The sequence below is a fragment of the Mycobacterium dioxanotrophicus genome, assembly GCF_002157835.1.
Taxonomy (GTDB): domain Bacteria; phylum Actinomycetota; class Actinomycetes; order Mycobacteriales; family Mycobacteriaceae; genus Mycobacterium; species Mycobacterium dioxanotrophicus.
Genome location: NZ_CP020809.1, coordinates 562,712 through 584,409, shown reverse-complemented (window position 1 = coordinate 584,409; position 21,698 = coordinate 562,712). Strand labels below are relative to the sequence as shown.

The window sequence follows — 21,698 nt, the reverse complement described above, 5'->3', positions numbered from 1 at the left end:
TGCCATCCGTGGCTGTGCCGGGCAGGTGAACTTCGGTGATTACTATTGGCATGCTTGTCTTGACAACTGTCAGAGAGGGTGGTGGCGATGGCTTCGTCCGATTCGCTGCCCCGGCACACCCACGTCGCGAGCGAATTACGCCAGCGCATCGTCCGGCGGGACTATCTGATCGGTGAGTCCCTGCCCACCGAGAGCGCGCTGTGCACCGAGTTCGGGGTGTCCCGCGGCCCGGTGCGCCAAGCGTTGGCCACCCTGAAAAACGAAGGACTGATCAAGCTTTCGCAGGGCAAGCCCGCTGTGGTACGCAGTCACGACGCCACGCAGACGCTCGACACGTTCACCCCGTTCACCCAATGGGCGCAGCGCAACGGCCGCACGCCCGGCAGCCGCACCGTGGAGGTCGCCCGGCGGCGCGCCTCCGAACCGGCCCAGGTCGCGCTGGACCTGGCCCCGACCGACTACGTGGTCGAGGTGCTGCGCGTACGCCTGCTCGACGGCGAACCCGCGATGATCGAGCGCAGCACCTTCATCGACTCCGTGGGTTCGCTGTTGTTCGATTTCGACACCGACTCCGGCTCGATGACCGATTATCTGGCGGGCCGCGGCGTCTACTTCGACTCGATGGAGCATGTGCTCGACGCGGTGGCGGCCTCCGACGCCGACGCCGAGAACCTCGGCATCGGGGCAGGCAGTCCGCTGCTGCGCGAGCGCCGCACCTCGCGGGATCAGAACGGCCGGGTGTTCGAATACGCCGACGACCGGTACCGCCCCGAAATGGTCGCGTTCAGCATCGTCAACGCCAAGACCATCGACCCGCGCACGTAGCCAGACGGAGAGGCCCCGATACGGCAAACGTCGGGCCGGTATCGGCGCCATGGATGTCATGCCGACCGTCACTGCCGTCCTCAAAGACATCACGGCGCAGCACGTCGATGCGATCGTCCACGCCGCGAACAACGCGATGCGGGGCGGAGGAGGGGTCGACGGCGCCGTGCACCGCCGGAGATCATGCGGGACTGCATCGAGCGCCTCCCCACGGTCTTGCCACCAGGGACGCCGGGTGGACCACCGCAGGTGATCTCCCGGCCCGCTGGGTGATCCACACCGTCGGCCCGAATTATCGGGCCGACCAACGGGATCGTGCGCTACTGCAATCCTGTTACCGTCGGGCGCTGGGGTCGCCGACGAGTTCGTCGCCTGCAGCATCGCGTTCCCGCTGATCAGTTCCGGCATCTACGGCTGGCCGCTTGCAGGACGCGGTCACCGTCGCGATCAAGACGATCGCCGGCGTGGTCAACCGCGTCGAGGAGGTGCGGGTGGTGGCGTTCGACCGGTCGATTTACGACGCCGTGCGGCCCGAGTTGGCGGTGGACACGTCACCCTGGATTCTGCAGGGGGTTCGAGCCCTGCCTTGGATGGTCATCAGACCTGATTGTCGCGCACGATGCCACCATTGCGGCCTACCGGTTACGTGGCGCGCACCCGAAAACCAAGCCCAACCAGGCTGTTAGAACTCCCGGATCGTACTGCGCCGGCCCAGTTTTCATGGAACCTGCGTTCGTTGGCGTCGTCCCTGCGAGCCTCATTTGCTGTCGGTGAATCCGAACGCCTGTCCGTCAGCGAGGACGACGAAACTGGGGTCGGCCTTGGATATCGGCCCAGTGATGTCGTGGATGACGGACTGGTTCCCGGGGTAGCGCATCTGGGCAATGCTCAGCGCCCGGGACACGTGTGCGCGTGCTTGATCCCTGTCTCCCAACCGAATCGCCGCGCCACCCAAGTTGCCGAGCACGCCCATGAGCCCCTGATGACAGTCCCCCCAGGCTGTCTCTTGCACAGATAACGCGCGCTGGAACAACGCATACGCCGTATCCATGCGGCCCAGATCCCCCCAAGCCATTCCCAGGAGATTGAGCGTTTGGCCGAGAGCCGGATCTTCCGGGCCCAGGATCTCCTCCTGGATAGTCAACGCCCGTTGCAGCAGTGCTTTCCCTTTCTCAGCCTGACCGGCGCGGTGCCACGCGTTCCCCAGCACCGCCATCGCCGCCGCAGTCTCGGCGTGGTTGGGACCGCGTACCCGTGTCAGGGTGCGCAGAGCCCTCTCGCACAGTTCGATGGCCTTCTCCCCGTGCCCCATGTTGCTTAGGAGCTGCGCGAGTCGAATCTGGGCGTTCGCCACATACGGATGGGCCCGGCCGTACCTGCCGACTTCGATGTCCAATACCTGTTGCAGCAGTGTGCGAGCCTCGATCAGGCTGCCCTCCTGACGCAGCATGGACGCCAAACCGGCAATCACGTAGGGGTCCTCGACACCTATCGCCTCCTGGATGCGCCGGGCCCGCTGTAGTTTGTCTCGCGCCTCGGCAATGTTTCCTTCCTCCCCCTCGAGGGTCGCCAGGTTGACAAGGACGTGCGCCACTTCAGCGCTCTCACTGCCGTGCAGCCGTTCCCGAGTGGTGAGCGACTCTTCGAGCATCAATCGCCCCAGCGCCAGGTTCCCCAGCTTGCCCACAACGGCACCCAACGAGGCCAGGGTCCGGGCGACCTCTTCGGAGTCGCGACCGAACTCCTTCTCCCTGATACTCAGCGCTCGCTCAAATAGGCCCCGCACTCGCTCAGGCTGGTCGCCAGCCGCCACCCAGTTGCCTGCCAACACCTCCACCGCATCGGCGGTCTGGGGATGGTCGGCGCCGTAGATCGCTTCCGTGATCTCGCTGAGCCTCTCCAGAGGCGGTACCGCTGCCGCGTATTCCCCACGGCCCCGGCTGAACTCTGCGGCTCGCCAGAGCCACTCGGACGGCCCCTCGACGGGGAGACTCTGCCACGCGTGCGCAGCGACTGCCAGGGTGCCGGTGGTGTGGGCGCGGAAACCGATACGCCCCACCGCTTCGTGGTCACCGCGGCCGGCAGCGTCGTTCAGCGCTGCTGTCCAGACTTCGTCAGCCGCCTCCGGGTCCTCGGCCCGGTGAATCTCGGTGAGGACTGGGTGCGCGGTCACCATCGCTGCACCGTCATTGCCGCTGGCGGTCAGCAGCGAGGCTCCCCCGATATGAGATTGTGTCGCCCAGGCCAGCGCCGCGTCGACGTGCCCAGGCTCAACCACCGCTGTCCCGAACCGTTGCTGCACCAGCCTCGCGAGGGTCAGCGCTGGGATAGGGGCGTCGATTCCGGTGCCCGCCCATTCCAGAGCGACTGCCATCACCGCTCGCGCCACCGCGCAGTCATCATCGGCCGGATCATGCCGGCAGCCATGGTTTCCGGCGCGCAGGCGACGCAGCAGCTTGCCTCCGACGGTGAATGCCACCGCGATGCCCTCGCTGAAGTCCCGGCCCGGATAGGCCAATTCGGCCCTCTGGCGCTCACGTTCCGACGGCCGTCGCTCCACCGTGAGAGGCTCCTCGAACAGCGCGTCCAACGTCTGGTTCTCCGCCGCCCACGCCACGTAGTAGGTCGACGGTACGGTCGCCACTATCCGCAAACCCGGTGAACGGTTCGCGCACTCACGCAGCATCTGCGCCGTCAACCCGGCCTCGGTGAGAGCATCGATCCGGTCCAACCAGAGCACCAGCTGCGCGCCGGGCCGAACCGCCGACAGGATGTCGAGAGCGCCCAGCGCGATCGGCAGACCCTGCGGCGTCACCGAGGCCACCACCAGCGGCTGCTTTGGGACCGAAAGTGCCACCTGGTAGGCCGTACGCGTCACACCGCTTCCCGGCGCCCCGTTCAGCAGCACCGCCCCATGAGCCTGCAACTGCTTGCGGGCCGCCCGATCGACGTCCCGTTCGATGTAGCCGCACCCGTCGGTAGTTCCGACCGCTGCGGCCTGCGTCGAGTCGGCACGCGCAACACCGAGCTGCTCATACATGTCGACGTCAGCCATGCGTGGCAGCTCCCAGTAGACACAGGCCTGCACCGCGCGCAGCCACTGGTCAGCTTTGGCGGTGGCCTCGGCCAACTCCTTGCGCGCAGCCTGCTGTTTAGTGCGCTTGCCCACCAGGTACGTGTCGACGACACCGATCAACCCGACTGCCAGAACGACACCAGCGACCAGGAGCCGACTCCATAGCGGGGTGTCCAACAACGCTGTTACTGCCGCTGCGGCCGCACAAAGCACCACGCTCGCGCCGAGCACCGCACGCCACGGCCAGTGCCTCCACCGCCGCTTTCGCTGCGATACGCACACCAGGCACCCCCTTCCCCTCCGCTCGCGGTCTCCCAACCCGTTCGACGACAGTCGGTCGCCCTCGTGGGCTGGGAAATTGACCGTACCGGCGCAGGGCTTCTAATGGGTACGGGATCAGCGAGTCGCTAACGGATTCTTGCTCGGTTGAGCGGGACGCTGGTCACTCAACCGCCGGCCGGTTAGCACTTTCATTCCTGGTGTGATGGTCGATTCGCAGGGCTCGATCGTGCCCCCGACAGGTTGGTGAGGTCGCCTGTAGCGCTCATGAGGTGTCGTGCCGATTCGAGCACTGATCCATGAGTTCGCCGCCGCGTGTCCTTCGGCTCGGACAAGGACACCACCGACGAGCTTGGGAGGACACTGATTTTCCTAGGAGGCGACTGGGCCGACGATCACCACGACGTATATCTGACGGGCGAGACAGGTAAACGCTTGGCCGTCAGACGATTCCCCGAAGAGCTGACTGGAATCCGCGGATTGCAGGCGATGACCGCCGCCCATCACCCAGGCGCGCTACAGACCTTCGATGATCGCAACGCGCTCGCGGTGCCGGGGCGGGCTCCGACCCCGGCCGAGGGCGCCCGGTTAAGCCTGACCAAAATGCGGTCAGCGCTCAAAACTGGTGGACGTCAACGCAATACCAAAGACCAGGCAGCGCAGATCCAGCCGCGGCTACGCACCGAACAGTTGGCTGGCAGTGACGCGGTGACTGCGGCGTTCGCCGCCAGCACCCGCGCCGCGGTCGGCACCTCACCCGAACTGAACCATCAAATCACCGAGCTCGAGGCCGAGCCCACCGCCGCAAGACCATCGACCCGCGCACGTAGCCAGACGGAGAGGCCGTGGCTGCGAACCCCCTCAGATTCGCAAGCCACGGCCCCGGTTTCGATGCGCCTAGTCGGCGGCAGGCATCCGGTTCCAGTGCGGAATCAGCAGCAGCATGGCGATGAAGGCAGCCCCGGCGAACCCGTAGAACAACATCGAGGTGCTGAGGTAGCCGGGCAGCAGACCCCCGAGGATCGCGCCGACCGATCCGCAGCAGTTGATCAGTCCGGCGGCGGTTCCGGCGTGCTTGGACGTTCCGAAATCGACTGCCGCGACGCAGGAGATCATGGCGTCCGCGCCGTACACGGCCAGGCCGATCACGCTCAGCACCGCGACCATGATCCACACGTTGCCGGTCGCGGTCAGCGGTGCGAACAGCGCGAGCACCACCACCAGGATCGCCAGGCTGATCACGGAGACCGGTACCCGGCGGGCCTTGAACACGCGGTCCGACATCCGGCCGAACAGGATCGGGGCGACGACGCCCGCGACGCCGAACGCGATGGGAACCGTCACGGCCTGGAACTTGTCGCCGTCGGCGAGCTGTTCGGCGACGATCACCGGCCCCCACAGCAGGATGGCGTAGCGGGCCGGCTTGAGCAGGAAGTATGACATCCCAAGGGTTCTCACCATGCTGTCGCGAAGCACGGCCGCCAGGGATTCACGCCAGGACGGGGTGGGCTCGGCAACGGCCTCGGCTTCGGGCGAGTCGTCGAGTTCGACGCCTTCTTCGGCATCCGCGGCCGCGCGGTACTCCTCGATGGGCGGCAATCCGACATCCGCGGGGTCGTTGCGCTGGAACAGCAGCATCAGCACGAAGACGACGGCCACGACCGCGGCGCCACCGAAGAACGCGGCCCGCCAGGTGCCGAACACGTCGTAGGCGACCCATCCCAGGAACGGCGCGGCGACCAGGCCGCCGAACGCGTAGTTGGTGCTCCAGATGCCCAGGATCTTGCCGCGCTCCCCGATGGAGAAGAACTGGGCCATGTTCTTCAGGGTGCCGGACCAGCCGGTCGATTGGGCAAGCCCCTGCACGATCATCAGCGGCAGCAGGAATACAAGAGCCGGAAGCAGACCCATGAAGACCGTGGCGATAGCCGAGATGGCCAGTCCGCCAAGGAGAACCACACGCGGGCCGAACCGGTCGGACACCTGACCCCAGACGAATTGGCCTGCCGCGTAGGCCGTCAGGTAGGCCGCGTCGAGGTTCGCCAGGGTGCTCTTGGTGAGGGTGGTACTCAGGATCGGATCTTCGAGGATGCCGAGCTTGGCGACCGAGAAGGCCTGCCGCGTGAAATAGAAGCCGGCATAAGCGATCCAGGTGACGGCGAAGATCTGGATGCGCCAGCGCTTGTAGAGCGGGGCGATGGTTGGTGGCCGGGAAGTGGTGACGTGAGACATGACAATGCACCTCTGGTGGGCGTGAACAGACGGTGAACTGGCGGGGCCGCGGCAGAGCGCCAAATGGCCGAATCAGATGCCAGTGACTGGTTTCTCGAGCGAGAACGTCAAGAGCGGTGATGCGGCGGCCGGGAGGCTGGGCCTCGGACCGGCCGCCGCCGGAGTGGGGTTGGGTATCAGCTCAGGGTCGCCACCAGGGTGGGCAGCTCGGCCACACTGCCCAGGATGTGGGTCGCACCGGCCGCCGACAGCTGGGCGGTGTCGTGCGCCCCCGTCAGCACCCCGACCGATGCCCGGGCTCCGGCCCGCAGTCCGCTGATGACGTCCGACGAGGTGTCTCCCAGCACGATCATCGAAGACACCGAGTCGGTTTCGGTCCGCATGAGTGCGGTCAACGGCATGTCCGGGTAGGGCCTGCCGCGTACTCCGGGTTCGGGGCACAGCACCACGTCGGCGAGGTTCTGCCAGCCCAGCGCGTCGATGATGGCCGATTGGGTCTCCCGCGCGAATCCCGTTGTCAGAGCGGTCTTGATGCCACGCGACCGCAGCGAGGTGATGACCTCCTCAGCACCGGGGATGGGGCTGCAGTTGCCCTCGGCGACCAGCTGCGCATAGCAGCGCTCGAACTCTTTGTTGGCGGCCTGAGCCTGTTCCTCGTTGCCGCGGGCCAGGTGCCGGAACACCACGATCTTGGACTGGCCCATGGTGTCGGAGACGTAGCGCAGCATCTCCTCCCGATCGGCGTCGGTCTTCGACAGCCCGGCGTGGCTGTCAGCGGCCAGGAACGACTGCTGGACCAGTCCGCTGTCCTCCACGGTGGTGCCTGCCATGTCGAAGACGACCAGGCTGATCGGCTGACTTGTTGTGTTGCTCATGGGGTTTACCTTTCAGTGAGATACGGTTATGCGTTCGCGACGGCCAACGGGTCGGCACCGTCGCGGGCGAATACGTTGTCGACAGTGCGCTGGGCCAGGCCCATGCTGGTGGTCATGCCGATGCCGGTGGTGACGGTCACGACATGGGTGCCCTCGATCGGCTCCTCGATCAGGAATTCCTGCCCGGGCGCCGAGCAGTACACGCCCTGCCACCGCTCGCTGATCTCGATGTCGGTGACCCCGAACAGTTTTCGCGTCTCGTCGACCAATGCGGTGAAGCCCTCTTCGGACTGGAAGACCGGCGCGGACACGTCGCGATAGTGGGTGTCGCCGATCAGCAGGGAACCGTCGGGCTGCGGCGTGTACATCTGATGCAGGTCGATGGCGACGTAGCCCGGATACTCGGTGCGCAACCGGTCGGCGACCGCCGCAGTGCTCGGCAAGTTCTCGAATCCGGAGTAGCGCAACAGCGACCAGCCCGTGAACAACGGCGCGGGCAGGGTGAAGGCGAGCGGTACCCGCGCGCGCAACATGTGCAGCCGACAGCGGATCAAGCCGTCGCGTTCGGCCAGGCCGGGGAACAACCGGTCGATGTCGTAGTTGACGGTGACGAACGTGGCGCCTGCCGAGATCGGGCCGCGTGAGGTGTTGACCACGCCTTCGGCGAATCCGGTTGCCGCTGTGCGCCAGTGGAAATCGACACCGGCTGCGGCGAGCCACTGCGCGATGGACGGGGCCGCGGTGCGCGGATCGACCTGCAGGTCGTTGGGCAGGTACATGCCGCCGGTGACACCCGCCTCGGCCACCGGGATGCGGGCGAGAATCTGCTCGCGATCGAGCAGCACCACCTCGTCTTCACCGCGGGTGGGCGCGAACTCGTGCATCACCGCGAGTTCGTCGGCATGCCGGGCCACGCAGTAGGTGCCGGCCTGAGCTGACCAGAAGCCGGCCTTGCGCGACAGGTCGAGCCAGTGCCTGCGGCCCAGGCGCGCATAGTCTCTCGCGACACCCGACTGCGCGGTGATGCAGGCGTGGCCGAAGTTCTGCACCGATGCGCCGACGACGCCGTCGGCGTGATCGACAACGGCGACGCTGAGGCCGCGTTCGTGGGCGTGATACGCGTGCGCCAGGCCCACGATGCCGGCGCCGACGACGACGACGTCGTAGCTCTGCTGAATTGCCATGCAACTACTGTGGCCCGCATCACCGCACTTGTCAATACAAGTTTTTCAAACCGCGAACTCATATGCCTATGTAAGGCCGAATTTGGGGCGTCTCCGTCGCGGAGCGTGTGGGCTCGGCGGTGAAGTGTCAGAGCTCGTGCAGGGTGACTCCGGAGAGCACACCGCCTGCCACGTCGGCCGTCATGTAGGTGCAGGACGGCTGGCGCCGCCGGTCGGTGGGCGACCCCGGATTCAGCAGGCGCAGACCGGTTTTCGTCGTGGTGTCCCACGGAATGTGGCTGTGGCCGAACACCAGCACATCGGTGTCCGGATAGGCCTTGGCCATCCGGGCCTCCCGCCCGGTCGCCGCGCCGGTCTCGTGCACGACGGTGAACCGCAAACCCTCCAGCGTCACGTCGGCACGTTCGGGCAGGCGTCGCCGCAACTCCGCGCCGTCGTTGTTGCCCCAGCACCCCACAAGCAGGCGGGCGCGGGCGCTCAAGGTGTCGAGCAAAGACGGATCCACCCAGTCGCCGGCGTGCACGACGACGTCTGCTTGGTCCACCGCATCCCAGACCGGCACAGGGAGATCACGGGCGCGCTTGGGGACGTGGGTGTCTGCGATAAGGAGCAGCCGCACAAAATCCACCGTACGTGGTGCAGAAGGGACAGCAGAGGTGTACGGTGCTGTAACTCTGAGGGAGATCTCACCGAATCCTAATTGAGACACGCTCGCGACCTTCGTCACGGGCCAAACTACAACCGGAGACAGGAAGAAGACATGAAGGCATTGAGTCGGGTGCTGACCGCGTTGGTGGTGGCGATGGCTGGTGCCTTCGCAACCCTGTTCGTGAGCACCGGTACCGCGCACGCAGGTCTGGACAATGAGCTGAGCCTGGTCGACGGCCAGGATCGCACCCTGACGGTCCAGCAGTGGGACACATTCCTCAACGGCGTGTTTCCGCTGGACCGCAACCGCCTGACCCGTGAGTGGTTCCACTCCGGTCGCGCCAAGTACCACGTCGAAGGCCCCGGCGCCGCCGACTTCGCCGGCACCCTGGAGCTGGGCTACCAGATCGGCTTCCCGTGGTCACTGGGTGTGGGTATCAACTTCAGCTACACCACGCCGAACATCCTGCTCGACGACACCAACATCAACCCGCTCTCGGCCGGCTTCAACCCGCTGGGCTCGGTCATCACCCCGAACCTGTTCCCCGGTGTGTCGATCTCGGCCGACCTGGGTAACGGCCCGGGCATCCAGGAGGTCGCGACCTTCTCCGTCGACGTCAAGGGTCCGGCCGGCGGGGTGGCGGTCTCCAATGCGCATGGCACCGTGACCGGCGCAGCCGGTGGCGTGCTGCTGCGCCCCTTCGCCCGTCTGATCGCCTCCACCGGTGACAGCGTCACCACCTACGGCGAACCCTGGAACATGAACTGAGTTCAGGTTTACCCTGGCCTAGGTCGACGCGTCCGCTCCTCCCCTAGCTGGAGCGTGACGCGTCGACCTTTTTCATGCCGTGGGACCCGACCGGCCACAACCGCAGCCGCCGACCCGCCGGCTCCGAACGCCGCGGCGCGTTGAGAGCGCCCGCAGCGTAGTCGGCCAGCAGAGTGGCGACCGTTTCCTCCGCACAGGTGCGGTTCGTGCCGATGCCTCCGGTCGGGCCGCGCCGCGCCCACCCGGTCGCGTATACCCCGGGCGAAACCCGCCCTGCGACGGTGTCGAACGTGGCGCCACCGAATCCGATCGACCTCAGCACCAACCCGGCTTCGACGAGTTCTCCGGTGCTCAACCGGACCCCGGTCGCCGCGCCGTCGCCGATGATCTCCTCCAGTGCTGCGTTGAACCGCAGGACGATCCGCTTGCCGCCCGTCTCCCTCGGACGCTCCGCAAGCTCCCGCAACAGCGCGAGCTTGGGCCCGTCGCCGGATGCCACGTCCTCGGGGTCGACGACCACATCGAGCCCGGGCACCCGGCTCAGCGCGTACAGTTCCGGCGCGGTGAAGGCGGCATGTGCGGCCCCACGGCGCCCGAGAACGAGGACCTCCTCGATGTCGCTGTCTCGCAGTGCCATCAGGGCGGGTTTCGCGATGTCGGTGCCCGCCAGAGCATCCGGATCGGCGGTCAGGATCCGGGCCAGATCGAGTGCGACGTTGCCGTTGCCGATGACCACGGCACGCGGGCCCGTGAGGTCGGGAGCCAGCAGGGCATGTTCGGGATGGCCGTTGTACCAGCCCACGAACTGCAGCGCCCCGATCACGCCGGGCAACTCCTCGCCCGGGATGTCGAGCCTGCGTTCGCCTGCCGAGCCGGTGGCGTAGATGACGGCGTGGTGCTCGTCGAGCAACGTGTCGTGACTGGGGCCCGCCCCGCCCACTTCGACGCCCAGATGCAGCGCAAAGCGCTTCTGTTGCCCGGCAGGCCAACCGAACTGGCCGGCAACCGCCTTGGTGGCGGGATGGTCGGGCGCCACGCCGTAGCGGATCAGCCCGTGCGGCGCCGAGAGCTTCTCGTACATGTCGACCCGCACGCCCGGGTGCCGCAGCAGTGCTGTGGCGGCGTAGAACCCGGCAGCACCGGATCCGACGATCGCGACCCGCAGCCCTTCGGCAGTCACCCGCGCGATCTGCGGCGGCTGCCGCCGGTACCACTCTGGGCTGGGCGGATTGCCTTGGTAATAGTCGGCATTCGCCCGGGCGTACCACTGGTCGTCGGCCGACAATGCGGCGTCGGGCCGGATGGCGTCCACCGGGCACGCGTCGGCGCAGGCACCGCAGTCCACGCAGGTGTCCGGGTCGATGTAGAGCATCTCGGCCGTGGCGAATCCGGGTTCGTCCGGGGTGGGATGGATACAGCCCACCGGGCACACCACGACGCACGACGCGTCACTGCAACAGTTCTGGGTGACGACGTATGTCACGAAAGTCCTATCCGTCGAGCAGGGCCAGTTCGGCCAGCAGGGGCAGCGGATACGGCGAAAGTCCTTCGCCGACAACGTGGGAACCGCCCCACGGGTCATGGTCGACCAGGATGGCGGGCACCGCCGGCCGACCGTCGACGCGGATCTGCACCGGTTGATTGACGTTGCGGTGCAGGCGGGCGAGATCCGGGGACGGTTGGATCCGTCCCGACCAGCGCACCATGTTGTCGACGGGCTGATACAGCGCCAGCAGGTGGACCTGCACGGCGACCTCGGTACCGTCGGCAGCGATCAGCACGGCGGCACCGCGGTACTCCTCGTCGTCTTCCTCGCGATCCCGTGGGCTGGTGAACTCGTACTCCGCGAGATCCGGTGTCCGACGGGCTTTTCGGCGCGGGCGGGCGATACCGGCGTCGACCTGGCGGCTGTACTGCCCCTGCACGTGCGGCTTGACCTCGATGCGGGTGCACCCCCGAGCCCGCAACGCGTTCAGGCACGCCGACACATAGCGCGCGGCATCCTCGTCGGTGACCGTGAAGTGGTTGGGAAAGCCGTGCCGCGCCAGCCCGAGGTACGGGTGCGCGCCGTAGCGGGTCCGTGCAGTCTGGTCATCCACCAACCCTGTGCGAGAGCCGGTTTGCGGTGCCGTGTCGATCAGCACCCGGGCGGCCACATCGCCGATTGACCAACGATCGGCCGCAGCGTCGAACACCGCCGAATCGGCGGATTCGAGCACGACGTCTGCGCGCAGCGCCCGAACCACATCCGATGTCGCCGAACCCACCACGGCGACATCGACGAGCGGGCTCACTCCAGGAATCCGTAGTAGCGCCAGAAGCGTCGGGAGATCCAGCTCATCAGCCCGTTGTCCTCCATGAACTGGTACAGGCTGCGGAAGGACTCCTGCCGGATCGCGCCGACCTGTTGGTTGGCCCGGGACTGCCGCATCGCTTCCTTGACGTCCAGACCGCACCGCCGGTAGACCTCTTTGTCGTACATCAGGCGTCGGATGACGAAGGCGGCGATTCCGTTGAGGTCCTTGGCAAGTCGACGCTCCCACCACTTCGAGTGCTGCAGCCGTCGCAGAACGCCCTCGCGGGCATAGCGGATGTGCCGCGCTTCCTCGGCGATATGGATGCGGAACACCTGCGCCATGATCGGCTGCAACTGCGGGTGGTGGGCGAAACGGCGCTGCAGATCGTCGAGCAGTTCCTCACCGCAGAGGGCGGCGCCCCACAGCAGCAGACCCTTGTAGAGCGATGGCAGCCGCTGCACGCTGAAGGCCTGCAGCTTCGACAACCGGTACGGCCGAGCGCCGATGGCGCTGATGGTGCGGCCGAACATGATCATGTGGCGGGTCTCGTCACCGATCTCGGTCAGGGCGTAGTGCACATTGCGTGAGGTCGGGTCCTGGTACAGCATCGCCCGCAGCAGGCCCTGGTTGAGGGTGTTCTCGAACCACACGCCGCGGCTGAGCAGGTTGGCCGCCTCTTGGCGGGACAGCTCGACGCGCTCTCGGTGGCTCATCTGTTCCCAGATCGGCGTGCCGTAGAGCGACACCCCTTCGGGTGGCAGATAGAAGAGGTCCGGATCCTGCGGGGCGTCCCAGTCGATATCGATTTCCGAGTTGTAGGACCGTCGCATCGAGCCGCCGATCAGCCGGTCGGCCATCTCCTGCCGCTGGGCTTCGTAGCCCGGTATGTCGGACATCTTGGACAACACTGTCATGGTTTGGAAGGTTAGACAGTTCTTGTCTTTCTGTCTATGAATAGAATCGACTCGTGAAGCGACGGCCCGCGACCAGCGCCTACTCGGCCGACACCCGCGAACGCATCCTGGCGGGGGCGCTGCAACTGGCCGCGATCACCGGTCTGCGGAAGTTCTCGATGGAGGAGATAGCCCGGCAGGCCAAGATCGGCCGGGCCACGCTGTACCTGTACTTCAAAGGTCGCGACGCCCTGATCAGTGCGCTGGTGCAGAGCGAGCTGGCCCGCTACTTCGCAGGCATTCAAGAGGTCGTCGACCAGTACGAGGACTCCGAGGACCGGCTGGTCCACGGGTTCGCACAGGCCTACCGACTACTGCGGCACCACCCCGCACTGACCACGGTGTTACGCGTCAACCCCGAGGTGCTGCTGCCCTATCTGATCGCTGAAGACAGCATGGCGCTGAACCTGTCCCGCGGCTTCGTCGACTCGACCTTCGACCACGAGGACCTCCCCCAGGCCGCGCGTGCGCCCTTCGCCGAGTACCTGTCGCGTGCCATCCACTCGCTGATCCTCATCCCCGGCGGCGCGGTGAACATCGACGCCCCCGACGGCCCCGAGAACTACGCCCGAACCTTCCTGCTGCCGGTGCTGCGCTCGATGCGGCCGGAATTCGTCGAGGCCCAAACCGAGCTGAACACCTGACCGCCCGGAAGACGGCTGGGACAGCACGTTTCGTCAAATTCCCGGGCGCGTGACCATACGCTCTATCTATGTCCGACCCGGGCCCGCGAAAGTGGGCTTTGGTTGCCCGGCTGGCCTGGCTCTGCATGCTGGCCGGTGTACTCATGGCGGCGTTGCTGTTCCCGGCCTTCGGCAGCGCAGGCATGTTGGCGGGACGGCTTTCCGACGCGGTGGCGCAGGACTCCTCGGAAGTACTCGACGGCGAGGCACCGATCGTCACCACCATGGTCGACGCCGCAGGAACGCCCATCGCGTGGTTGTACGACCAGCGCCGGTGGGTGGTGCGCAGCGACCAGATCGCCAACACCATGAAACTGGCGATCGTCTCGGTCGAGGACAAACGCTTCACCGAACACGACGGCGTGGACATCCAGGGCACTCTGAACGGGCTGTTCGGTTATCTGCGGGGAGTCGAAGAGGTGCGCGGAGGGTCGACCATCGAGCAGCAGTACGTCAAGAACTACAACCTTCTGGTCACGGCGAAAACAGACGCCCAGCGTCGGACCGCCGTCGAGGTCACCCCGGCGCGCAAGCTGCGGGAGATGCGGATAGCGCTGGCCATGGACAAGGTGCTGTCCAAAGAGCAGATCCTGACCCGCTATCTGAACCTGGTGTCGTTCGGCAATGGCTCCTTCGGTGTCCAGGACGCGGCGCGCACCTACTTCGGCGTCGACGCCGCACAGCTCAATTGGCCGCAGGCTGCGCTGCTGGCCGGCCTGGTGCGGTCCACCAGCACTCTCAACCCGTACAGCAACCCGGACGGCGCGCTGGCCCGGCGCAATACCGTGCTCGACACCTTGATCGACTACCTGCCGGACCGCGCCGAGGAACTCCGCGCCGCCAAGGCCACGCCGTTGGGCGTGCTGCCCCAGGCAGAGCCGCTGCCGCAGGGGTGCATCGCCGCCGGCGACCGCGCCTTCTTCTGCGAGTATGTCCTGCAATACCTGGCGCGCGCCGGTCTGACCGTGGAAGACATTGCGCGCAACGGTTATCTGATCCGCACCACGCTGGACCCCAAGGTGCAGGACAGCGTCAAGGCGGCGATCGACAAGCGGGCCAGCCCAGACACCGACGGCGTCGCGAGCGTGATGAGCGTCATCATTCCGGGCAAGGATGCGCACCGGATCGTCGCGATGGCCGACAGCCGCACGTACGGCCTCGACCTCAACGCCAATCAGACGGTGCGGCCCCAGCCGTTCTCCCTGGTCGGTGACGGCGCCGGGTCGATCTTCAAGATCTTCACCACCGCCGCCGCCCTCGAGATGGGCATGGGGATCAGCACCCAACTCGATGTCCCACAAACGTTTCTGGGCAAGGGCCTGGGCGACAGCACTGCGCCCGGGTGTCCCAAGGAAACCTGGTGTGTGACGAATGTGCGGCCCTACCGTAGCCCGCTGAGCGTCACCGACGCGCTGGCCCAGTCACCCAATACCGCCTTCGCCAAACTCATCTCACAGATCGGGGTGCCGCGTGCGGTGGACATGGCGGTCCGACTCGGCATGAGAACCTACGCCGAACCCGGCAGCGCGGGCGCCTACAGCTCCGACCCGAACGACAGCATCGCCGATTACGTCAAGCGGCAGAACATCGGATCCTTCACGCTCGGGCCGATCGAGCTCAACGCGCTCGAGCTGGCCAATGTGGGGGCGACGCTCGCGTCGGGCGGCACCTGGTGTCCGCCGAGCCCCATCGACAGGATTTTCGACCGCAACGGCCGTGAAGTGACCGTCAAGACAGCCCCCTGCGAACAGGTGGTCCCCGAGGGCCTGGCCAACACGATGGCCAACGCGCTCAGCAAGGACGCCGTCAACGGAACCGCGGCCGGCGCGGCGAGCTCGGTCAACTGGACCCTGCCGATGTCGGCGAAGACCGGCACCACCGAAGCCCACCGGTCGTCGGCATTCCTCGGCTTCACCAACCGGTATGCCGGGGCGAACTACATTTTCGACGACTCCGCCACGCCGTCAGGTCTGTGCTCCTACCCCTTGCGCAAATGCAGCGACGGCAACCTGTACGGCGGCACCGAGCCCGCTCTGACGTGGTATGCGGCTATGAGCCCGATCGCCAACGATTTCGGCCCGGTGGCGTTGCCCCCGGTCGACCCGCGCTATGTCGACGGTGGCCCGGGCGGCCAGGTGCCCAGTGTGACCGGTATGAAACTCGACGAGGCACGCAAACGCCTGCAAGACGCGGGCTTCCGGGTCGCCGACCAACCCGTTCAGGTGAACAGCGAAGCCACCAGGGGTTCGGTGGTGGGGACGACCCCCAGCGGCAAGACCATTCCCGGCTCGATCATCACGATCAACACCAGCACGGGCTATGTGCCACCGCCGCCGGTCTACGTTCCCCCGCCGCAGGCGCCACCACCTCCACCCGGCGATGTGCCACCACCCAACGTCATCCAGATCCCAGGGCTGCCGCCGATAACCCTTCCTGCTCCGGCTCCCCCGCCCGGGCCGGAACCGCCGCCACCGCCTGCGCCGTGAACAAAAACATCCGCTCACCCTCAATGCTGTGGGTGAGCGGATGTCTGTTGTGCGCCCGAAGGGATTCGAACCCCTAACCTTCTGATCCGTAGTCAGATGCTCTATCCGTTGAGCTACGGGCGCGTGCACGTATTAAGTTGTACGGCTGACGTTCCAGCCGTGGCGGAGGCGAGAGGATTTGAACCTCCGGTCCCCCGTAAAGGGGACAACTCATTAGCAGTGAGTCCCATTCGGCCGCTCTGGCACGCCTCCTGAACTTCTTGAGGGTACCGGACCCGATCTGGCTTTCAGACTGTCCCCGGAACCGCCGAGGGCACAGCCTACACATGCCCGGGCGCTAGAAGCAAAGCGGCTTTTCGGCCGCCCTATGCTGTTCAGGTGACCGCCCGTTTGCGCCCCGTGTTGGACCAGATTCCCGCCTACACACCCGGCAAGACGGTTCCCGGCGCCATCAAGATCGCCAGCAACGAAACCGTGCACGGCCCACTGCCGAGCGTGCGGGCCGCGATCACCGAGGCGATGGACAACCTGAACCGCTACCCCGACAACGGCTACCGCGACCTTCGCGAGGCCCTGGCCAAGCACACCGACTTCACACCCGAGCACATCTCCGTGGGCTGCGGCTCGGTGAGCCTGTGCCAGCAGTTGATCCAGATCACCTCCACCGTCGGCGACGAGGTGCTGTTCGCCTGGCGCAGTTTCGAGGTCTATCCACTGCAGGTGCGCACGGTCGGCGCCACCCCGGTACAGGTGGCGCTGCGCGACCACACCCACGACCTGGACGCCATGCTGGCCGCGATCACCGACCGGACCCGGCTGATCTTCGTCTGCAACCCGAACAACCCGACCAGCACGGTCGTCGACCCCGAGGCCCTGGCCCGGTTCGTCGCCGCGGTCCCGTCGCACATCCTGATCGTGCTCGACGAGGCGTACATCGAGTACATCCGCGACGGATTGGCGCCCGACAGCTTCGGACTGGTCCGTACCCACCCCAACGTCGTTGTGCTCCGCACCTTCTCGAAGGCCTACGGGCTGGCCGGGCTGCGGGTCGGTTACGCCATCGCCGACCCGGACGTCGTGACGGCCCTGGGCAAGGTCTACGTGCCGTTCAGCGCCACCAGCCTGTCGCAGGCCGCCGCGGTCGCCTGCCTGGACGCCGCCGAGGAACTGCTGGCCCGCACCGACACCGTCGTCGCCGAACGCGCCCGGGTGAGCACCGCGCTGCGGGACGCCGGATTCACGCTGCCGCCGTCGCAGGCCAACTTCGTGTGGCTGCCGCTGGCCGAGCGCACCGCCGACTTCGTCGCGCAGGCCGCCGACAACCGGCTCGTCGTCCGCCCGTACGGTGAGGACGGCGTGCGCGTCACCATCGGCGCCCCGCACGAGAACGACGCGTTCCTGGAATTCGCCACGCGCTGGATAGGACAACGATGACCGACGCCCGCAACACGTTCGACGCGTTCAAGAACCGCGAGGGACAGATTCCCGACGCCGAGCTCGACGCGCTGTGGGCTGTGCTGACGCCTGCGAGCATCGATTTCATGCTCGGCGAGTGGCGGGGCGGCGAATTTCAGACCGGGCACAAGGCCAACGGATTCATGAAGCGCCTCAACTGGTTCGGCAAGACGTTCAACTCGGCGTCGGACGCCAAGCCGCTGGTGTGCCTGGACGGCGACGGCAACAAGTTCTCCAACACCGAAGCCATGAACGGCGAGGCCAGCCTGTGGCTGGAGGAGTTCCGCGGCGAGGTGACCGCGACCATGGTCTACGACGGCAAGCCCGTGCACGACCACTTCAAGGTTGTCGACGACAAGACCGTGATGGGGATCATGAACGGCAAGGGCGCCGTGGACTTCAGCTCCGGGACTGGCCGCCTTCTGTACTTCTTCCTGGAACGCGTTTAGCCGGTCGGCCGGCGTCCGGTGAACGCCAGCAGCCGATCCAGCGCCGACGCGTCCGCGGGCACCTCGATGGGATCGTCGAAGCCCGCGCGCACCCGACCGTCGGGCGTGATGATGCCCTGCGCCCACTCCAGGACAGATTCGGACCGCGCGTCGGGCACCTCGACGGGTTTTCCCACGGCCTCGGCGTAATCCCAAGCGTGGACCAGAAATTCCAGTGACAGGATGCGGGCCATCATCGCCGCGGGCGCTTCGCCGTCACCGAACGGGACGGTGCCGTCGACCCCGCGCTGCCGCCAGGCCGACACTGCGGGACGCGCGGCGGCGAGCACCTGATCACGCAGCGATGCGTTCGGGTCGCGGGCCGGGATATCGGCGCCCGCGGCACCACCGATCACGGTGATGGAGTTCAGCAGGTGATCGGTCAACCGGGCCACGTCGAATTCGCGGCACGGTGTCTGCCGCCCCAGATCCTCGTCGGCGATGCCTTGCAGCACCCCGTCCAACACACCCAGCGTGGCTTCAGCGGATTCGAGTTCGTCCATACCCGGTAGTGTCCCCTGCCGCGCCGCCGCCGACCTCGCGTTTTGCGCGTCACCTTACGATGGGCGGTGCGCACCGCCGGCCGCAATCTTCAGGACGGAGCCGCCATGGCTGCTCGAACCACTCTCCGCGGTCCGCTCAGCCGTGACGAAATCATCACGGCCGCACTCGATCTCGCCGAGAGCGACGGGCTGGAGAAGCTGTCCCTGCACCGGATCGCCGCGGCCGTCGGAGTCAAGACGACGTCGCTGTACCACCACGTGTCGGACAAGGCCGACGTGCTGGACGCGATGGCCGACCACGTTCTGAGCTCGGTCGTGATCCCCGACGTCGACGCCATGGACTGGCCCGACGCCGTCCGCGCGACGTCGTACGCGTTCCGCACCGCGGCCATGCGGTATCCGAGCAGCGCGCCGCTGCTCCTGGTGCGCAGCCCCGACCGGCCCACGCTGTTGCCCATCGTCGACCTGGCGCTGCGGGCGCTGCGCCGGGCCGGCCTGGAGCGCTCGCTCGCCGTGCACGTGATGCGGGCACACATCGCATTTCTGGTCGGTTCATTGCTGCGCGAAAGTGGCGTCACGGCCAACGGATCCGCAGCGACGGTGATCGCAGGCCCGCACGTCGACCTGCTGTCCGCCCATCTGCCTGCCGTCGCCGAGTCGGCCGACGAGCTGGCCGCGTGCGATCACGACGCCGAGTTCGAGTTCGGCCTCGAGCTACTGGTGTCGTCGGTGCGGCAACGACTGAGTGCACGACCCGACCGACCGGTTGGGTAGTGTCGCCTGCATGGCTGACACCTACGAGTCCGTTTCCGTCGACGTCAAGGACCACGTCGCCCAGGTCACCCTGCTGGGGCCCGGTAAAGGCAACGCGATGGGGCCGGCGTTCTGGGCGGAGTTGCCGGAGGTGTTCGGCACGCTCGACGCCGACCCGGAAGTCCGCGCCATCGTGCTCACCGGATCCGGCAAGAACTTCAGCTACGGGCTCGACCTGCCTGCCATGGGCGCCACCCTGCCGGGCCTCGACGCGGGCGCCAAGGCCCGCGCCGACTTCCACAAGAAGCTGCAGGGCATGCAGGCCGCGATCACCGCGGTGGCCGACAGCCGAACACCCACCGTCGCCTCGATCCACGGCTGGTGCATCGGTGGCGGCGTCGACCTGATCAGCGCGGCCGACATCCGCTACGCCAGCGCCGACGCGAAGTTCTCGGTCCGTGAGACCAAGCTGGCCATCGTCGCCGATGTGGGCAGCCTGGCCCGCCTCCCGCTGATCCTCTCCGACGGGCATCTACGGGAACTCGTGCTGACGGGCAAGGATATCGACGCCGCCCGTGCCGAGAAGATCGGTCTGGTCAACGACGTCTACGCCGACGCCGACGCCTCGCTGGCCGCCGCGCGCGCCACCGCCGCCGAGATCGCGGCCAACCCGCCGCTGACCGTCGCCGGGGTCAAGGACGTGCTCGATCAGCAGCGCATCGCCCGGGTGTCGGAGAGCCTGCGCTACGTGGCGGCGTGGAACTCGGCGTTCCTGCCGTCGAAGGACCTGGCCGAAGCGGTCACCGCGATGTTCCAGAAGCGCCCGCCGCAGTTCACCGGGGAATAGGCGTCCACCCCAGGTCTGCCTTGGCTTTCGCGTTGGACAGGGGCAGCCAGGTGGTGCCGAACGCGGTCGCCGGGTACGGAGCGAGCAGCCCGACGAGCCGGTGCGATATCGGCCAGGGCCGCGGGCGGTGCAGCCTTCCGTTGAGCTCACGAACGTAATCGCCGAACGACTGCGGCCGGTCGTCGACGATGTTGTAGAGCTCGCCACCGCCGCCACGCTCCACGGCGTCGGCGGTGGCCTTGGCGACGTCCTCGATGTGCACCCACGACACGATCCCGGTTCCGGTCATCGCGGGCAGTGCCCACCAGCGGGCCAGCTTCCGGAACAGCTCGTCATGGGTGACACCGGGTCCGTAGAAAACCCCGTAGCGCAACACGATTCCCTCGGTGTTGCTGTGTTCGCCCGATCCCAGCACAGCGCGCTCCATGCCGCGTAACGCGGCGAGCATCTCCGCTCCCCCGCGCGGCGGCGGACCCGGATACGGGTCGGTTTCATCCATCCGGGCGGGGCCGGTCGCGCCGTAGCCGTAAGCGAAGATCACCGACTCGGCGACCACTCGCGCCACCCCGGCCTGCTGGGCAGCGGCCAGCAGATTGCCGGCACCGCGGCTCCACAACCGCGTGGCCGGCTCGAAATCCTTGATCCGGATCGGGCCCAGCTTGGGCAGTGTGGTCAGCAGGCTCACCACCGCATCGGGCGCGAATTCCTTGACCACCGAGCTGATCTGGGCCGCGTCGAGAACATCGGCGAGCACCGGTTTGGCGCCGCGGGCAGAGATCTCGCCCGCCTTGCCCGGCGAACGGGTCACGCCGATCACGTCATGGCCGCGCTCCCCGAGCTCACGCAGCAGGGGAATCCCCGGAACACTGGTAGCACCGGCCACCAGGACCCGCATCTTAATTTCTCCCTTCATCGGACATGCTGGCGCGCAACGCTATTGCCAACAGCACGGTGGTGAACACCAATCCCGTCGCCTCCAGCCAGCCGACCCAGTTGCCCGCCGCATGGTGGGGGTCGATCAGATGACTCAGCGCATGAAGCGCCCAGTGCGCGGTGGCGAAGGCCAACGTCGGCACCCGCCACCGCGGCCAGCGCAGGGCGCCGAACATGAGCAGCCCGAGCGGCAGTTCGAATGAAGCATTGTCGAAGATGTAGTGGTCATTGCGGACCCCGAAGGCTCCCAGCGTGTCGAAGAACGCGCCCGGCGCCACCAGCATGAACAGGCCGAGCAGCACCGAATACGTCCCGAACACCGCCAGGACCACCTCGGCGTAACGCGAATGGGTGCGAGCCGCTGTAGTCGCCATACCCAATACGCTAACCCTGCAGTGGTCTCAGAGTAGGC

At 66.9% G+C, this 21,698-nt stretch carries 20 protein-coding genes, 2 tRNA genes and 1 pseudogene; 10 read left to right on the top strand and 13 right to left on the bottom strand.

Going from position 1 to position 21,698, the window contains the following annotated elements:
• Positions 1-87: 87 nt before the first annotated feature.
• Both BTO20_RS02655 and BTO20_RS02650 read left to right on the top strand, forming a co-directional pair.
• Positions 88-825, top strand: coding sequence for a GntR family transcriptional regulator (locus tag BTO20_RS02655; protein ID WP_087081525.1), 738 nt, complete (start codon positions 88-90; stop codon positions 823-825).
• Positions 826-878: 53 nt separating this feature from the next.
• Complete coding sequence (locus BTO20_RS02650) at positions 879-1,220, top strand: macro domain-containing protein (RefSeq protein WP_332460272.1); 342 nt, start codon at positions 879-881, stop codon at positions 1,218-1,220.
• A 362-nt stretch (positions 1,221-1,582) separates the two neighbouring features.
• Here the strand turns inward: BTO20_RS02650 and BTO20_RS02645 are convergent, their stop codons facing one another.
• Positions 1,583-4,078, bottom strand: a complete 2,496-nt coding sequence (locus BTO20_RS02645; RefSeq protein ID WP_157680122.1) for a tetratricopeptide repeat protein — start codon at positions 4,076-4,078, stop codon at positions 1,583-1,585.
• Positions 4,079-4,543: 465 nt separating this feature from the next.
• Here BTO20_RS02645 and BTO20_RS40190 point away from each other — a divergent pair.
• A pseudogene (locus BTO20_RS40190) lies at positions 4,544-4,975 on the top strand (IS110 family transposase); the annotation flags it as partial.
• A gap of 102 nt (positions 4,976-5,077) precedes the next feature.
• On the opposite strand, the gene BTO20_RS02640 reads toward BTO20_RS40190, so the two are convergent.
• The 4 genes from BTO20_RS02640 to BTO20_RS02625 all read right to left on the bottom strand — a co-directional run bounded on the left by BTO20_RS02640 (position 5,078) and on the right by BTO20_RS02625 (position 9,090).
• Positions 5,078-6,412, bottom strand: a complete 1,335-nt coding sequence (locus tag BTO20_RS02640; protein ID WP_087073131.1) for an MFS transporter — start codon at positions 6,410-6,412, stop codon at positions 5,078-5,080.
• A 176-nt stretch (positions 6,413-6,588) separates the two neighbouring features.
• Complete coding sequence (locus BTO20_RS02635) at positions 6,589-7,287, bottom strand: phosphonatase-like hydrolase (RefSeq protein WP_087073129.1); 699 nt, start codon at positions 7,285-7,287, stop codon at positions 6,589-6,591.
• A gap of 26 nt (positions 7,288-7,313) precedes the next feature.
• Complete coding sequence (locus BTO20_RS02630; RefSeq protein WP_087073127.1) at positions 7,314-8,471, bottom strand: TIGR03364 family FAD-dependent oxidoreductase; 1,158 nt, start codon at positions 8,469-8,471, stop codon at positions 7,314-7,316.
• 127 nt (positions 8,472-8,598) lie between these two features.
• A complete protein-coding gene (locus BTO20_RS02625; protein WP_087081523.1) occupies positions 8,599-9,090 on the bottom strand; it encodes a metallophosphoesterase family protein in 492 nt (163 codons plus the stop codon).
• 141 nt (positions 9,091-9,231) lie between these two features.
• Here BTO20_RS02625 and BTO20_RS02620 point away from each other — a divergent pair, with 141 nt between their 5' ends.
• Positions 9,232-9,888, top strand: coding sequence for an MspA family porin (locus BTO20_RS02620; RefSeq protein WP_062829305.1), 657 nt, complete (start codon positions 9,232-9,234; stop codon positions 9,886-9,888).
• 43 nt (positions 9,889-9,931) lie between these two features.
• Here the strand turns inward: BTO20_RS02620 and BTO20_RS02615 are convergent, their stop codons facing one another.
• From BTO20_RS02615 to BTO20_RS02605, 3 genes are read right to left on the bottom strand one after another with little or no spacing between them, the layout of a single operon-like run.
• A complete protein-coding gene (locus BTO20_RS02615; RefSeq protein WP_087073125.1) occupies positions 9,932-11,371 on the bottom strand; it encodes an FAD-dependent oxidoreductase in 1,440 nt (479 codons plus the stop codon).
• 7 nt (positions 11,372-11,378) lie between these two features.
• Positions 11,379-12,182 carry a DUF4873 domain-containing protein gene (locus tag BTO20_RS02610; protein ID WP_087073124.1) on the bottom strand — a complete coding sequence of 268 codons (804 nt, stop codon included), beginning with the start codon at positions 12,180-12,182 and terminating at the stop codon, positions 11,379-11,381.
• Positions 12,179-13,099 (bottom strand): AurF N-oxygenase family protein, encoded by a 921-nt coding sequence (locus BTO20_RS02605; RefSeq protein WP_232491020.1) that lies wholly within the window; start codon positions 13,097-13,099, stop codon positions 12,179-12,181. The genes BTO20_RS02610 and BTO20_RS02605 overlap by 4 nt, the downstream gene beginning before the upstream one ends.
• Before the next feature lie 53 nt (positions 13,100-13,152).
• On the opposite strand from BTO20_RS02605, the gene BTO20_RS02600 reads away from it, so the two are divergent.
• Positions 13,153-13,782 carry a TetR/AcrR family transcriptional regulator gene (locus BTO20_RS02600; protein ID WP_087073122.1) on the top strand — a complete coding sequence of 210 codons (630 nt, stop codon included), beginning with the start codon at positions 13,153-13,155 and terminating at the stop codon, positions 13,780-13,782.
• A 68-nt stretch (positions 13,783-13,850) separates the two neighbouring features.
• Positions 13,851-16,307, top strand: a complete 2,457-nt coding sequence (ponA2, locus tag BTO20_RS02595; protein ID WP_157680121.1) for a transglycosylase/D,D-transpeptidase PonA2 — start codon at positions 13,851-13,853, stop codon at positions 16,305-16,307.
• Positions 16,308-16,357: 50 nt separating this feature from the next.
• Here ponA2 and BTO20_RS02590 read toward each other — a convergent pair.
• Both BTO20_RS02590 and BTO20_RS02585 read right to left on the bottom strand, forming a co-directional pair.
• A tRNA-Arg gene (locus BTO20_RS02590) sits at positions 16,358-16,430 on the bottom strand.
• 37 nt (positions 16,431-16,467) lie between these two features.
• Positions 16,468-16,559, bottom strand: a tRNA-Ser gene (locus BTO20_RS02585).
• Between the two features lie 126 nt (positions 16,560-16,685).
• Here BTO20_RS02585 and hisC point away from each other — a divergent pair.
• A complete protein-coding gene (hisC, locus tag BTO20_RS02580; protein ID WP_087073120.1) occupies positions 16,686-17,741 on the top strand; it encodes a histidinol-phosphate transaminase in 1,056 nt (351 codons plus the stop codon).
• Positions 17,738-18,211, top strand: coding sequence for a DUF4334 domain-containing protein (locus BTO20_RS02575; RefSeq protein WP_087073118.1), 474 nt, complete (start codon positions 17,738-17,740; stop codon positions 18,209-18,211). Before hisC ends, BTO20_RS02575 begins: the two co-directional genes overlap by 4 nt.
• On the opposite strand, the gene BTO20_RS02570 is transcribed toward BTO20_RS02575, so the two are convergent.
• Entirely contained in the window at positions 18,208-18,753 is a 546-nt protein-coding gene (locus tag BTO20_RS02570; protein ID WP_087073115.1) for a TIGR03086 family metal-binding protein, read from the bottom strand. The genes BTO20_RS02575 and BTO20_RS02570 overlap by 4 nt on opposite strands.
• Positions 18,754-18,858: 105 nt before the next feature.
• Here BTO20_RS02570 and BTO20_RS02565 point away from each other — a divergent pair, with 105 nt between their 5' ends.
• A complete protein-coding gene (locus BTO20_RS02565; protein WP_157680120.1) occupies positions 18,859-19,527 on the top strand; it encodes a TetR/AcrR family transcriptional regulator C-terminal domain-containing protein in 669 nt (222 codons plus the stop codon).
• Between the two features lie 10 nt (positions 19,528-19,537).
• Positions 19,538-20,353 carry a crotonase/enoyl-CoA hydratase family protein gene (locus tag BTO20_RS02560; protein ID WP_087081517.1) on the top strand — a complete coding sequence of 272 codons (816 nt, stop codon included), beginning with the start codon at positions 19,538-19,540 and terminating at the stop codon, positions 20,351-20,353.
• Here the strand turns inward: BTO20_RS02560 and BTO20_RS02555 are convergent.
• Together BTO20_RS02555 and BTO20_RS02550 are read right to left on the bottom strand one after the other, a co-directional pair.
• Complete coding sequence (locus BTO20_RS02555) at positions 20,340-21,266, bottom strand: NAD-dependent epimerase/dehydratase family protein (protein WP_232491019.1); 927 nt, start codon at positions 21,264-21,266, stop codon at positions 20,340-20,342. The two genes, BTO20_RS02560 and BTO20_RS02555, sit on opposite strands and share 14 nt — an antisense overlap.
• Positions 21,250-21,660, bottom strand: a complete 411-nt coding sequence (locus BTO20_RS02550) for a hypothetical protein (protein WP_087073108.1) — start codon at positions 21,658-21,660, stop codon at positions 21,250-21,252. Before BTO20_RS02550 ends, BTO20_RS02555 begins: the two co-directional genes overlap by 17 nt.
• Positions 21,661-21,698: the final 38 nt, after the last annotated feature.

Coding starts and splice junctions, on each gene's coding strand:
- BTO20_RS02555 (WP_232491019.1), bottom strand. CDS start 21,266: ATGAAGGGAGAAATTAAGATGCGGGTCCTGGTGGCCGGTGCTACCAGT.
- BTO20_RS02655 (WP_087081525.1), top strand. CDS start 88: ATGGCTTCGTCCGATTCGCTGCCCCGGCACACCCACGTCGCGAGCGAA.
- BTO20_RS02640 (WP_087073131.1), bottom strand. CDS start 6,412: ATGTCTCACGTCACCACTTCCCGGCCACCAACCATCGCCCCGCTCTAC.
- BTO20_RS02570 (WP_087073115.1), bottom strand. CDS start 18,753: ATGGACGAACTCGAATCCGCTGAAGCCACGCTGGGTGTGTTGGACGGG.
- BTO20_RS02635 (WP_087073129.1), bottom strand. CDS start 7,287: ATGAGCAACACAACAAGTCAGCCGATCAGCCTGGTCGTCTTCGACATG.
- BTO20_RS02650 (WP_332460272.1), top strand. CDS start 879: ATGTCATGCCGACCGTCACTGCCGTCCTCAAAGACATCACGGCGCAGC.
- BTO20_RS02550 (WP_087073108.1), bottom strand. CDS start 21,660: ATGGCGACTACAGCGGCTCGCACCCATTCGCGTTACGCCGAGGTGGTC.
- BTO20_RS02630 (WP_087073127.1), bottom strand. CDS start 8,471: ATGGCAATTCAGCAGAGCTACGACGTCGTCGTCGTCGGCGCCGGCATC.
- BTO20_RS02560 (WP_087081517.1), top strand. CDS start 19,538: ATGGCTGACACCTACGAGTCCGTTTCCGTCGACGTCAAGGACCACGTC.
- ponA2 (WP_157680121.1), top strand. CDS start 13,851: ATGTCCGACCCGGGCCCGCGAAAGTGGGCTTTGGTTGCCCGGCTGGCC.
- BTO20_RS02620 (WP_062829305.1), top strand. CDS start 9,232: ATGAAGGCATTGAGTCGGGTGCTGACCGCGTTGGTGGTGGCGATGGCT.
- BTO20_RS02605 (WP_232491020.1), bottom strand. CDS start 13,099: ATGACAGTGTTGTCCAAGATGTCCGACATACCGGGCTACGAAGCCCAG.
- BTO20_RS02565 (WP_157680120.1), top strand. CDS start 18,859: ATGGCTGCTCGAACCACTCTCCGCGGTCCGCTCAGCCGTGACGAAATC.
- BTO20_RS02575 (WP_087073118.1), top strand. CDS start 17,738: ATGACCGACGCCCGCAACACGTTCGACGCGTTCAAGAACCGCGAGGGA.